Source organism: Pseudomonas entomophila (assembly GCF_018417595.1).
Lineage (GTDB): Bacteria > Pseudomonadota > Gammaproteobacteria > Pseudomonadales > Pseudomonadaceae > Aquipseudomonas > Aquipseudomonas entomophila_C.
This window is the reverse complement of the sequence record NZ_CP070982.1, coordinates 2680345-2693494: the sequence shown is the minus strand read 5'-3', so window position 1 is coordinate 2693494 and position 13150 is coordinate 2680345. Positions and strand designations below refer to the sequence as shown.

Annotated in this window: 11 protein-coding genes; 3 read left to right on the top strand and 8 right to left on the bottom strand. The window is 62.5% G+C overall.

Features of this window, described 5'->3' with window-relative positions; genetic code table 11:
* Positions 1-37 precede the first annotated feature (37 nt).
* Positions 38-712 (bottom strand): hypothetical protein, encoded by a 675-nt coding sequence (locus JYG34_RS12060; protein WP_213660887.1) that lies wholly within the window; start codon positions 710-712, stop codon positions 38-40.
* A gap of 28 nt (positions 713-740) precedes the next feature.
* On the opposite strand from JYG34_RS12060, the gene JYG34_RS12055 reads away from it, so the two are divergent.
* Positions 741-1031, top strand: a complete 291-nt coding sequence (locus JYG34_RS12055) for a hypothetical protein (RefSeq protein ID WP_213660886.1) — start codon at positions 741-743, stop codon at positions 1029-1031.
* A gap of 151 nt (positions 1032-1182) precedes the next feature.
* Here JYG34_RS12055 and JYG34_RS12050 read toward each other — a convergent pair whose 3' ends face one another.
* Positions 1183-3981, bottom strand: a complete 2799-nt coding sequence (locus tag JYG34_RS12050) for an RHS repeat domain-containing protein (RefSeq protein ID WP_249746258.1) — start codon at positions 3979-3981, stop codon at positions 1183-1185.
* A gap of 194 nt (positions 3982-4175) precedes the next feature.
* Here JYG34_RS12050 and JYG34_RS12045 point away from each other — a divergent pair, with 194 nt between their 5' ends.
* The gene (locus JYG34_RS12045; RefSeq protein WP_213657248.1) at positions 4176-5423 is read left to right on the top strand and encodes an IS256 family transposase; all 1248 of its coding nucleotides are present in this window, start codon (positions 4176-4178) and stop codon (positions 5421-5423) included.
* Positions 5424-5711: 288 nt separating this feature from the next.
* On the opposite strand, the gene JYG34_RS12040 is transcribed toward JYG34_RS12045, so the two are convergent.
* Positions 5712-6065, bottom strand: coding sequence for a hypothetical protein (locus JYG34_RS12040; RefSeq protein ID WP_213660885.1), 354 nt, complete (start codon positions 6063-6065; stop codon positions 5712-5714).
* Between the two features lie 89 nt (positions 6066-6154).
* Positions 6155-6775, bottom strand: a complete 621-nt coding sequence (locus JYG34_RS12035) for a hypothetical protein (protein WP_213660884.1) — start codon at positions 6773-6775, stop codon at positions 6155-6157.
* Positions 6776-6879: 104 nt separating this feature from the next.
* On the opposite strand from JYG34_RS12035, the gene JYG34_RS12030 reads away from it, so the two are divergent.
* Complete coding sequence (locus JYG34_RS12030) at positions 6880-7449, top strand: RNA 2'-phosphotransferase (protein ID WP_213660883.1); 570 nt, start codon at positions 6880-6882, stop codon at positions 7447-7449.
* On the opposite strand, the gene JYG34_RS12025 is transcribed toward JYG34_RS12030, so the two are convergent.
* The 4 genes from JYG34_RS12025 to JYG34_RS12010 form a co-directional block, all read right to left on the bottom strand.
* Positions 7427-9652 carry a TonB-dependent siderophore receptor gene (locus JYG34_RS12025; RefSeq protein WP_213660882.1) on the bottom strand — a complete coding sequence of 742 codons (2226 nt, stop codon included), beginning with the start codon at positions 9650-9652 and terminating at the stop codon, positions 7427-7429. The genes JYG34_RS12030 and JYG34_RS12025 overlap by 23 nt on opposite strands.
* Before the next feature lie 198 nt (positions 9653-9850).
* Complete coding sequence (locus tag JYG34_RS12020) at positions 9851-11269, bottom strand: short-chain fatty acid transporter (protein WP_213660881.1); 1419 nt, start codon at positions 11267-11269, stop codon at positions 9851-9853.
* Between the two features lie 259 nt (positions 11270-11528).
* A complete protein-coding gene (locus tag JYG34_RS12015) occupies positions 11529-12557 on the bottom strand; it encodes a hypothetical protein (protein WP_213660880.1) in 1029 nt (342 codons plus the stop codon).
* Between the two features lie 21 nt (positions 12558-12578).
* Positions 12579-13124, bottom strand: coding sequence for a hypothetical protein (locus JYG34_RS12010; protein WP_213660879.1), 546 nt, complete (start codon positions 13122-13124; stop codon positions 12579-12581).
* Positions 13125-13150 lie beyond the last annotated feature (26 nt).

The window sequence follows — 13150 nt, the reverse complement described above, 5'->3', positions numbered from 1 at the left end:
CTGTGCGAGCCGGCTTGCCGGCGAACAGGGACAAGGTTCAAGTGGCGGGAGACTTGCAGTCATCTTCCCAGGCGGTCGGGTAGCGCACGCTTACGGCCCCCAGTGGTGGCACCGCGTCATAGAGCAGCCGGAAACTGCTGGTCAGCGCATTGGCCAATGGCTTGCGCAATGGCATCAAGGCCTGTGCCTGGCAGGCCGCCTGATGCTCTGTCTCGTGGGCACAGTCCTGCAAAGCGAAGTCGAAGTCATCCAGCAAGAGGCGGTTGTCCTGGTTTCGCGTGCGAGCCTGGGTCAGGAACGGTTTGATGGCCTCGATCTTGCGTTCGGCCACACGGGCGACGGCCACAGTCCGACGAAGGTTGTCTATCTCGCTCTCCAGCCCTCGCAGGTACTGCTGATGCTCGGGTCGTTGAGGCAAGCTGGCGTAGAGTGCCTTGGCTTCCTCCAGCCTGGCCTGCGCCTCACGTAACAGTTGCTCGAGTTCTGGCCGCCGGCGCAACTGGTCGCCAAACTGGAGTTCGGTGCCTTCAATCTGCGCGATCATCAACTGCTCGAAGCTGGTGAGGCGGCCTTGGCACATTGACACGCGCTCTCGCAACACCTGGTCTTGAGGATCAATCGGCCCAGGTTCGGCTGCAGCGCAGGCAGTGGCAATGCAGGCCAAGCCAAGCAAGCAGGTGGAAAGCGGTCGTGGAAAGGTCGTGCGGTTCATGGCGGTTCTCCTGGAAATGGAGAGAACATTGCACCGCCACGAACACACCACCTTGAAGCGGGAACACCTGCCCGGCGTAGCCAGCCTGCCAGTACTGGAACGCCTTCACCGCCTGACGCCCCCATGCAGCCTTCCCGCAACCGCAACTGCGCAGGCGTTTCCCCCTGTATCCGACCTGCCACGCCAGCAGATCGAGCCGCCTTGCGGGAGCTGTTCGTGCGCAGTCGCCGGGCAACCTTCACCCGGCAGCCACGCTCGCCAGGGCATCGGCCGCGCCCTGCCCGGCTGGCGCGGCACCTGGCAAGTGCTGCGCCAGTAAAGCGGGCTCCTACGGGATGGACTTACTGGGCCACCATCGCAAGCCAGAGAAACCACGCGGTAGATACACACTCCCGTATTGGGTGCCCTTATCAATCTGCAAGTGCCTGCCTGATCTCACAAACCCGATATCAAGCGGCCACCTGTGTTGTTCATCGGAAATTAGCCCGGCCTTGGCGTTGCCCAGGTGGCTGGTTAGGTCGTCTGTTGATGTTGGATTGATTCAGCGCGTAGGACGGGTCGTTTGGATTTGCGCCCACTATGATTCCATATCGACCTGTCGTGATGGCGACCCGCTGCATTTTGCCTTTGAATTCGACTTCGTAGACAGGACGGCCAGTTTCACCATTGACGTTGACATTCTTGTTGAACGGGTTCTGAACATCCACTTCCCGACCATTGGCAAGCGCATGAACCACGAGTTCCTTGATCTCCTCGTCGCCCTTCACCCCCACTTTTTCAAAACTGTTCCTATGCCTGAGAACATGCTTGAATCCCTTGTTTTCATCACCGGCACTCAGAAACAGTATTTTGCTACCGCGCCCATCGGCGTTGGGCCTTTTGGCCACCGCCAGCACATCGTTTGGGTGCACCCTAGCCTCCCCTGGCACTTGTCCTCTAAGGTTCGCGAAGACGACCTTATCCGCCGGCTTGCTACCCAGCGCATAAGATCCACCACGAAACGAAGCCGTCCCTTGATTCGAAGTCTTTGGCGGTTTGCGCACCCCCACCGTGGAAAAACCATCATCCTCCACAGGGTCATCCGGTTCTGGCCGGGTGGCCCTTGAAGATCCTGCTACCGGTTCCCCTTGCCTCGTCTCTGCTTGCGTACCTGGCATCCTGCCGCCGGACTGCCTGGAAGTCCCTCCTGACTTGCCCGCTACTCTTGCTGACAACATCAACCCTTGCTCATCAACCAGCGTGACGGGGTTGTTGATCACCATTGCGAACAGGTTGAGCCCATCTACACTGCCCGCCGGATCAGCGCTCAGCCAGCGCCCCACCCACGGCTGATAATACCGGTAGCCGTAGTAATACAGCCCCGTGGCATCCCGCTCCTTGCCCGAGTAACGCAGCACCTTGTAACTACCTTGCGCCTCACTACGCGCACTGAACACCGCCGTGCCACCAAACGGGAAGTACTCTTCCTGGCTGATGACCTCGCCTTGGCCATCGAGCTCCAGCGTGCCGCTGCCGAGCAGGTCGTCATAACTGAAGCGCAGCTGGTCGTTGTCGATTTCTGGCGGCCGACCCGTCACCCAGTGCAAGACGCGCACCTGTGCCCGCCCCGCCTGCCCTACGCAAATTACCTGCAAGTCCTCCGCCACGCTTCCCGCCGTTGCCGTGTGGCGTAGCTCCAGCCCTGGCAGGTAAACCAACCGCTGCGTCCGCTCAACGCCTGAGGTTTTCTGTGTGCTGACCTTGAGCAAGCGTTGGCTGTCACCCGCGTAACGGTAACCCTCGTGATCGCCTGGTGCGCCTTCGCGGATCACCGGCCTCACCTGCAACAGTTCCGCACGCGAGTTCCAGCTCAAGTGCTGACCCGGGAACAATTTCTTCTGCTGGCCGCCCGCCGTGAACAAGGCTTCTACCTGCGCCGCACCGCTCGCCAGCTCGCTCGCCACCGCCCGGTTGCTGCGGTCGCTGACGGTGATGTCCGTCGTGTGACTGTTGCCGCTGACAGGGGACTGATGCTCGATCCGGGTCAGGTTGCTGGCCGTATCGTAGGTGTAGAGCCGGGTGTAGTTGGTGTAGGTCGCGTAGTCGAATGTGTGGAATGGCAGCCGGACTGGGTCCGGCTTGCCGCCACTGGCCATCTCGCGCCCCTTGGCACTGACCAGTTGGTACAGGCTGTCGTATTCATAGGTGTTGCGCGGCTCGATCTTCTGGTTTCGCCAGTACGTGATCGCCAGCGCCTCGTCCACCCGGGCCTGCACATTACCCACCGGGTCGTAGGTGTACTGCAGGTCCTGCAGCACCTTGGCTCCCTTGGTCCTGATACCAGCCAGGCGCTGCGTGCGGGGCTCACGGGTGTAGTGGGTCACCACTCCGTTGCCATGCAACTCCTCCAGCTTTTCGCCAGTGGCGGTATAGCTCAGCGACGTGACGATCGCCTGCTCCGCCGTACCCTTCACCTTGAGCCAACTGCCTCGCAACTGCCCCGCCACGTCATAGGCCACACGCTGCTTATGGCCGGCGGCATCGAGGCTGGTCAGCCGCATGCCGGTGGCGTCCAGAGTGCCCACGGTGAGGTGGCCTTCGCCCTCCGGCACCAACTGCGCCTCCCAGGCCGAAGCGTCGTCGCCTTGCCAGTCGCTCATCACCGCGACATCGTCGGCCACCTTGAGCAGCCGCCGAATGCTGGCCAACGCCGGGCCGGTCAGGGCCAGGCTGTCGATGCGCAGCAGCCCTGCCGGGTCGTAGTGGTGGCTGCAGCGACCGGCCAGGTTGTGCTGCCTGTCCGCCAGGTCGGCGCCAGCATAGACGAAGCGCTCGGCCTGGCGGACAGGCTCGTCGCTTATCTGTTCCGTCACAGCCAGCAGACGCCCGGGCAAGGTCGGGGGCTCATGCCGCCAGGTACGGGTAACTGCCTGGCTGTGGTCATCGCCGTCCGGGCCTGGGGCGATCTGGCTGACGGCCAGCAACGGGCGGCCTGCGATGTCGTTGAGGTCGAGCGAGATGCCGGGGTCGACACCTTGGGTGCGGACAGCGGTGCCGGCGAGGTCGGTCAGCCAGGTGAAGTTCGCAAGGTCGGCAGCGAACAGGCGGGGATCCTGGCTTCGAGTCAGAAAACCGCGCGGGTCGTAGTGGTGGCGGGTGATGCGCGCGTCCGTAGCAGTCGGGGTGGCGGGATGCCGGTGATAGGCAACTTCGCGAACCGCCTGGCTACGGTTGCTGAAGACCGTCACCGTGGGCGTGTTCGCGTGGAGATCCATTACCAAGGCCTGCATGGGCAGCCTCCCAGATACGATTGGGAGGACAGTAGACAACTTGAGGAGAGAGGGAAACTGGTAGAAATACCAGGGCCGCTATGCGGCCCATCGCCGGCAAGCCGGCGCCTACAGTGCGGTTTACATGACCAATGGGGCAACGGAGGGTGTCAGAAATTTTGTGTTCGGGCATAACATGAGTAAGAGGTGCATGTATGCCAACCAAAAAGAAACCCTTGCGTGACCTGCCCAAAATCCCCAAAGAGCTGCTGGAGCAGTTCGGTGAGGGCCTAATGACCGCAGAAGCTATCGAGGATGCCTCCGCGGCGTTCAAGAAGGCCCTGATCGAACGCGCTCTGCATGCCGAGCTTGGCCACCACCTGGGCTATCCGCCGGGCGCGCAGCGCCCAGAGGATGAAACCAACCAGCGTAACGGCAAGAGTGGCAAGACGGTTTTAACGGGGGATGGCCCGCTGCGGCTGGAAATTCCTCGCGATCGAGACGGCAGTTTTTCGCCCATTCTGATCCCCAAGCACGAGCGGCGGTACACCGGTTTCGATGACAAGATCATCGCCATGTACGCCCGTGGAATGACGGTCAGAGAGATCCGAGCCTTTTTGTCCGAGCAGTATGGAACAGAGGTCTCACCCGACTTCATCAGCTCTGTGACAGACGAGGTCATGGACGAGATTGGCGCGTGGCAACAGCGGCCACTGGAGCCGATGTACCCGGTCATTTTCTTCGATGCACTGCGGGTGAAGATCCGCGAAGAGGGCCTGGTGCGCAACAAGGCCATTTACCTGGCCCTGGGCGTCCTCCCCGACGGGACGCGGGATATCCTGGGCATCTGGATCGAGAACACCGAGGGCGCGAAGTTTTGGATGAAGGTCTTTAACGATCTCAAGACGCGCGGTGTCGAAGATGTGCTGATTGCCGTGACCGATGGCCTCAAAGGTATGCCAGAGGCTCTCAGTGCCGTGTTTCCAGAGACGACGTTGCAAACGTGCATCGTGCACCTGATCCGCAACAGCCTCGACTTCGCGGCCTGGGACAAGCGGCGGGCTCTGGCCAAGGAGCTGAAGCCGATTTACCAAGCCATTAATGCTGAAGCGGCTGAGCAAGCACTCGATGAGTTTGAGAACGGGCCGTGGGGCGAGAAATATCCAACGGTGGTGGCTGCCTGGAGACGCGCCTGGGATCGAGTGATTCCATTTTTCGTCTTCCCACCGGCCATCAGAAAGGTGATTTACACCACCAACGCCATCGAGAGCATCAACGCCCAGCTACGCAAGGTCATCAAGACTCGCGGGCATTTCCCGAATGATGACGCAGCGACCAAACTGATTTGGTTGGGATTGCGCAACATAACAGCCAATTGGGGAAAACCGGCCCATGATTGGAAAAGCGCGATGAATCAATTTGCGATTCTGTACGGAGATCGGTTCATCAGGCCGACCTGGTGAAATCAAGGCCTGCCTGGCGGCAGGCCGTTACCGGCCCGCACACAAAAAAACTGACACTCCCGGGCAACGCGCCATGCCCAGCTCCGCATCACCCATCAACGCCTTGGCCAGGGCGCTGAGCCAGCCTTGCTGGCGATGACCGGCAAAGCCGGGCCAGAGGCTCAATATGCCTAATCACTAACAAGCCCGACTTCCAGTTCCCTACAAAAAGGCAGAGCCCGAAGCGCGAAGTGATTTCCTGCAGCCCCCGCGCAAAACAACCGAGCGATCACCCTGCCTGCACATCCCTCAACACTCGATCCCGATCAGCCACTGGGTTTTCGCGCCGTTGCTCCTGTCGAGGTCGGCACGCCGCACCACGGGCGCGGTGCAACCACGCGGCTCGATATAGGGTTGGGCGACATTGGCCGCTTCACTCACCGACAACGGCTTGCCATCGTCACGCTGCACGGAAATGTAGAACGGGTTCTGGAACGGGATGATGTAGCTGTCCAGCGTGTAGCGCACGCCGTTGCTGTCCAGGTTGGCGTGATAGTCGTCGAAGCGGGTGAGGTGGCGAGTATCGAGGGTATCCTGGGTCGCGCAGCCTGCCAGTGCCGACACCATCAATGTGACGTGCAGGCAGGTTGAAATCTTGTTCATTACAGCTCCTGTTGGTGAATCCCATCAGTTGGGGTCGCGATACTAAAGTGACATCACCCAACTGACAATCTCCCACCGGGTACCCGAGCTCAGTAATCACCAGGGGACTTACCTCTGGTCTCTAGCAGCGCGTGCACGAAATCGGCATCGACCTCCATCAGCGCCTTGATGGCATCAGGGATTTTCCAGCCATGCACGTGGGGATGATCGATGATCGACTCGAGGTGGCGCTTGATCAACGGGGCATACTCCAAGTGGCGATTACGCGTCATGAAATCGAGGACTTCGGCTATCGAAAAGGGCTGACTGTTGGCCCTGTCAATGATCGCCGACAGTATCGGGTAGACTTGGCCCCTTGCGACTTCGCCCTCCCCCCGATCAGCCTGCCTGGCCCAGTACAGGGTGACGGCCATGACGACGTGGCGGTAGGTGTCGTCGTAACCATGCAACCTGTGGCTGAAGACACCTTCGACCCGGTCAGGCCCGCCGATGCATCTTTCCAGGGCTTTCAGGCCTTCGGGCACACCCCAACTGGCCATCAGCCTGGCGGCCAGAAAACGCGCTTCGGCGTCCTGCGCGTGGCGCATCAATGCCGTTACGGCATCCATTCTCGCCTTCGGTATGTCCTCTTCGTCCAGTTCCCCGGCGTCGGCCGCATAATCCGCGTGCGCCGGAATGCCATACAACAAATCGCTTGTTTGCTGGTCCATGACCCTTACCTGCTCATGCATGAATCTGATTGAGATCGTCGCTACAAACCGGGAAAATGCCACCCGACCGAGAAGCCCAGAAGATACGGAAAAGGACCTTTCCAGTGAACCAGAAACAACGCGACACCCTCAGCAAGTTCCTCAGCTACATCCTGCGCCACGCCCCCGAATCCATCGGCCTGACCCTCGACCGCGACGGCTGGGCCGACATCCAGACGCTCATCCAGAGCGCCCGCACCCAAGGCCACGACGTCGACCTGGCAACCCTGCGCGAAGTGGTCGAGACCAACGACAAGAAGCGCTTCACCCTCTCCGACGATGGCCTGCGCATCCGCGCGGCCCAGGGCCACAGCACGGCCCAGGTGCAGATGAGCCATCTCGCCAAGACGCCACCTGCCCTGCTCTACCACGGTACCGCCAGCCGCTTCATGGCCTCAATCGAGGCGCAGGGCCTGATCCCCGGCAGCCGCCACCATGTGCACCTGAGTGAAGACCCGCAGACTGCGCTCGCGGTGGGCAAGCGCTATGGACAACCGGTGTTGCTCGGCATCGATACCCAGCGCATGCGCGAAGCGGGATTCGAGTTCTATCAGGCGGACAATGGTGTCTGGCTGGTTGAACAGGTGCCCTCGATCTACTTGTCGAGTACGGTTACAGCTTCCAGTCAAGGCTGACCATCAGCGTCCGCGGCTCGCCCATGTACACACCGTTGTAGAACCCGACATTGTTGTAGTAGTGCTGGTCGAACAGGTTCTTCACGTTGACCGACGCCGACAGGTGCTCGTCGAACTGATAGCGCCCCATCAGCCCGACCAGGGCGTAGGCGTCCTGGTTCATGCGGTCCGGGGTGGTGACGATGTTGCCACTGCCATCTCGTCCGACCGGGCGATTGCCGTTGCGATAGATGTCACTTTGCCAATCCAGCGTGCCGCCCACCGTCAGCTGTGGCAACAGCTGGTAGGTGCTGGAGAAGCGCACCAGGTTCATCGGCTGCTCGGTGTTCTTGCGGGTCCTGTCGCCGTTGGCCGCATGGCTGTAGCTATAGCCCAGGCTCATCTGCCAGCCCGGCATCACCTCCCCCGCCAGCTCCGCCTCGAACCCCTCCACCACCACGCCCTTGCCGCCGGACTTGTAATACTGCTGGCCGTTGGGCCCGATCGGCACCGAGTCGTCGATCTCCGGCACGTTGTCCTGCTTGCTGCGGTAGACGGCCGTGCTGAGGTTGGCGCGGTCGTCGAACAGGCTGCCCTTCAAGCCGATTTCATAGACCTTGCCGACGATGGGTTCGAGGAACCTGTCATTGACGTCCTTGCGCGTCTGCGGGTTGAAGATGTCGGTGTAGCTGGCATACACGGTGTACTGCTCGGTGAGGTCGTAGAGCACGCCGGCATACGGGGTCCACTGGTCGTTCTGGGTCTGCTTGCTGATGCTCGAACGGGTCAGTGCGAGGTTGGTGTCGTAGCTCCAGCTCTTGCTCTCGCTCTCCCAACTGCCGTAGCGGCTGCCCAGCACCACGTGCAGGCGGTCGGTGGGGTTCAGGCGGGTGGCGAGGTAGCCGGCCTTCTGCCGGGTGTATGAGCGCGACGCATCCAGGCCGCTGTCGCGGTCGCTGAACTTGGGGATGGCGCCCATGTACTTCCAGTCCGCGATCTTGGTGTAGCCCTTGGGGTCGGTACGGCCGGTAAAGGCCGGCTCGGTGTTGCGCAATTGCGAAACACCGTAGCCGATCATGAAGTCATGGCTGCGCCCGAGCAGTTGGTAAGGCCCGGCCAGGTTCAGGTCCAGCGCGTCCATCTTCTCCACCCCGGCAAAGTGCGCCGTCCAGGCGTTCATGCCGCTGCGATCGGCCGCGGGGAAGCCGTTGCCGCCGTAGTACATCTTGCCATCGGTGTCGCTCTGGCGGTGGGTGTAGGCAGCCTTGAGCAGCCAGTCTTCGCCCAGGTGCTGGTCGAGGGTGGCGAACAACGTCTGGTCCTTCAGCGGCCAGGACGACCAGGGCGCGGTCAGGTTGGTCGAGCGCGCCATGTGCGCCTTGCCACCGTCGGCGTTCCAGTACGGCACGGTGCCCCAGGTGGCGCCCTGCACGTGCTTGTTCTGGTAGTCGTAGCCCACGGCGAGCACGGTGCTGTCGGTGAGGTCGGCTTCGAGAATGCCGTAGGCCACTTCGCGCTGGCTGGCGTACTTGTCCATGTACGACTTGCTGTCGCGGTAGGCCAGCACCGTGCGCCCGCGCAGGCGCCCTTCCCAGCCCAGCGGCCCGCCGACATCGAGGTAGCCGCGGTAGTTGTCGTAGCTGCCGGCGCTCAGGCCCGTGCGCACGTCCAGCTGGGCGGTCGGGCGCTTGCGCACCATGGCGATGGTCCCGGACGGGTCCCCTGCCCCGGTGGTCAGGCCGGTGGCGCCGCGCACCACTTCGATGCGGTCGTAGATGATGGTGTCGGAGTCGGACTTGAGCCCGGAGAAGGTGTTGAGCATCCCGTCGATCTGGAAGTTGTTGATCGCGTAGCCACGGGAGAAATAGGTCGGGCGTTCGGAGTCGTTGCGCTGCACGGTGACGCCGGTGACATGGGCCATCGCTTCGGACAGCGAGTTCAGCCGGAAGTCGTCGAGCTGCTGGCGGGTCAGCACCGAGACCGATTGCGGGGTGTCCTTGATCGCCAGGTTCAGGCGCGTGGCCGCGCTCATGCTGCCGGTGGTGTAGGAACCGGTGTGCTCGGTGGTGCTGCCCAGGCCCTGGGCGAGGATTTCGGTGGAGCCGAGTTCCAGCACACCGTCGGTGGAGCTGGGTTCGATGTCTTCGGCTTGCGCGAATGGGCCGATGACGGTGGCGCACAGACCCAAGGTGAGGGTCATGGAACGGCTGATGGGCGCGAACATCGCTGCCTGTCTCCTTGTTCGATTCGAGGGGTATCCTTGGCTGTCGATGAACAACAGCCATAGGAGAACGATTCGCGGATGCGAATTATTATCGAATCCTGTGGAGTCCAGCCGTTTCAGGTTTGTAGATTGTCTTGAAGACCTTGGGACCGCTTTGCGGTCCCAGGCTCTCGAACTAAACCAACGTGCTTCGGAACACTACGGCATCACCGGCGGCACGTACTGCAAGGTGGTGCCCAGCGCCCACAGCAACACCAGCACCAGCGGCACATGCACCAGCAGTTGCACGAACGAGAAACCGATCAGGTCGCGCGCTTTCAACCCCAGCACCCCCAGCAGCGGCAGCATGTAGAACGGGTTGATCAGGTTCGGCAACGCCTCGGCGGCGTTGTAGATCTGCACCGCCCAGCCCAGGTGGTACTGCAGGTCGTTGGCCACCAGCATCACGTATGGCGCCTCGATGATCCACTTGCCGCCACCGGAGGGGATGAAGAAGCCCAGCACCGCCGAATACACCCCCATCAGCAGCGCGTAGGTGTCATGGGTGGCGATCTGGGTGAAGAACAGCGAGATGTGATGGGCCAGGGTCTGCTCATCGACGCCTTTGACCTGGGTAAGGATGGCGGCGATCGAGCCATACAACGGGAACTGGATCAGCACCCCGGTGGTGGTTGGTACGGCGCGGGCCACGGCGTCGAGGAAGCTGCGCGGGCGCCAGTGCAGCAAGGCCCCAAGCATGATGAACAGCAGGTTGTAGGTGTTCAGCCCGGAGATCGCGGTGATCGCAGGCTTGGTGGCGAACTCCTGGTACAGCCAGCCGGCGGCCAGGGCCACCAGCAGCAGGATCAGGATCGGGCTGTATTCCAGCCACTCGCCCGGGCGCGTGCGCTGTGGCGAGGGCGGCGCGCTGAAGCTTGGGTCGACGCCGCAATCCTGGGCGCTGCGGGCGCTGTTCGGGCCGGGGGCGGTGGCGTAGGCGACGATCAGCGAGACGATCACCAGCGCCGCCAGCATCACCCCGGACTGCCAGAGGAAAATGGTCTCGGTGAACGGGATCACCCCGGTGATGGCGAGGATCGATGGCGGCAGGCTGGCCGGGTTGGCCTGCAGCTGCGCGGCCGACGACGACAGGCCCAGCGCCCACACCGCGCCCAAACCGAGGTAGGCGGCGGCGCCGGCGGCGCGGTAGTCCATCTTCAGGTCGGTGCGACGGGCCAGGGCGCGCACCAGCAGGCCGCCGAACACCAGCGACAGGCCCCAGTTGAGCAGCGAGGCGAGCATCGAGATCAACGCCACCCAGCACACCGCCGAGCGGCCATTGCTCGGTAGCCGCGCCAGGCGGTCGATCAGCCGCGCGGCGGGTGGCGAGCTGGCCACCACGTAGCCGCCGATGACCACGAAGGCCATCTGCATGGTGAAGGGGATGAGGCTCCAGAAGCCGTCGCCAAAGGCCTTGGCGGTGTCGGTGGGCTTGCCGCCCATGGCCAGGGCACCCAGGCACACCAGCATCACGGCGAGGGCGGCGAACACCCAGGAGTCGGGGAACCAGCGTTCGGCCCAGTTGGAGCAACGCAGGGCAAAGCGGGCGGAGCGGCTGTCTTGGATTTCAGCGGCCACGGTAATGTCCTTTTCTTGTTGGATTGTCGGATTACCGGGCGAGTCTATAAGGGGTGCGTGGTTGGGGGCCTCCCTGGACCGAGGGTTCTACGACTAAAGTATTAGCCTGGCGCAAAGAATGTGTTGCGGTCGGGCGCCGCCCGCGCGGCGCATCGCGGATAACTCCGCTCCTACACGTGACCCAGCCTGTGTGTGTAGGAGCGGATTCATCCGCGATGCGGCGCGAGAGCGGCGCTCGATTTCAGGGACGCTACAACGGCTATTTAGGCCCGATGTCGGTGTAAAGCGTGGTGACACTGCCCGCCACGATAAGCTTCACCGGCCCCCCCGTCGCATCCAGGCGCACTGCGCGCGTGTGCGGATGCGGGTCGGCAAAGTACGCCGCCGGGTTGTGGTACAGCCGGTCCGCGGAGCCCTGCACCAGCTCGCCACGAATGGTCACCTTGGGCTTCTTGCCGGGAGGGATCCCCGACCAGTCACTGCCGAACGACAGGGTGAAGGTGAACAGCGTCTGCCAGTTGGCGGGAATATCCTGGCCGACCCAGGCGTACTTGAAGTCGTTGTCCAGGGTGTTGTTGTCGGAGTGGCTGAGGGTCTTGCCATTGAGCGGCGTGCCCGAGGAAATGGTGTACTTGGTGCCTTTGGGGATGTTCTCGAACACCACCGCCAGGTCCACCAGCGCTCCCTCGTCCCCCTGGTTGTAGCCCGCGGTGCTGACCACCTGCGGCAGGTCGCCACGGACCATCTGCACGTTGCGCTGGGCGATGTTGGCGTTCTTCGAAAGCACGTCCGCCAGGTCGGTGATGTTGGTCACGCCCTTCAGCGGGTTGGGGTGCTCCGGGGTGCTGGCCACCGCGATCATGCAGTAGTGGTCGGAGGTGTCTGGTGGCACCCAGGTGAAGCAGTCGAGGGACGCGCCGATGGCCCCGGCCTTGATGGCGAACGGCGGGTTCTTGTCGCCCCCCGAGGTCTTCAGCTGGTTGCCTTCCCACAGGTACGGGTACAGCAGGATGTTGGGGGTGGCCCAGAACAGGTTCCAGTACCCCGCCAGGTCACCGGCGGTGTAGTTCTTGCCACGCACGTAGAGGTAGTTGGGCAAGCCGATGTACAGCTTGTTGTCGTAGCCGTTGTTGTAGTTGGCCGGGTCGGTGAGTACCGAGGGGACGGCCAGCGGTTCCTTGCCGGCGAGGATGATGTCGGGCGAGGACGATGAAGCGCTGCGCGGCACCGTGCCGTTTTCAGCAAGCGTCGCGCGAACGACAATCCCGCTCCAGGTTTCAGTAGCCATGTTGCGTGCTCCTTGCAGGGGTTATTTCGACAGGTTGATCTGCACCTTCTGCAGCAGGGTCTTCTTCACCGGCCCACCCGAGCCGCCATCGATGCTCGACAGGCTCAGGGTGATCGACGAAGTGGTCTTGAGCTGCTCGGGCCTGGCCACCCACAGGTTGAGGCTCAGGTCCATCTCGAAGGCTTCCTGCTTCTTGCTCTGCTTGCCCAGCAGGCTGGTGCCGGCGATGTCCTGGCGCGAGACCGCCAGCTTGGGGTTGGTGGCGTCCACCGACACTTGCGTGTCCGCCGGGATGTCGGTGTAGCGCACTTCCAGGTCCAGTTCGGCGAAGGTGACGATCTGCGCGTACTGGGCACTGACCACCAGGCTGGCCGGGTCGCTCACCGCCTGCGTGTTCGCGGCGGTGAGCAAGGTGTACGGCGTGCCGTCGGAGGTCTGCTGGCGGGCAATGGCGTAGCCGGTCTGCGCCGAGACGCTCGAGGCGACGTTGACCAGGCCGCCGACGCCGGTCGAGACGATCTGCAGGCCGGAGAAGATTCCGGTCACCGCAAAGCTTGTATCTGCCATGTTCGTAGCTCCTTTACGTGGGTTGT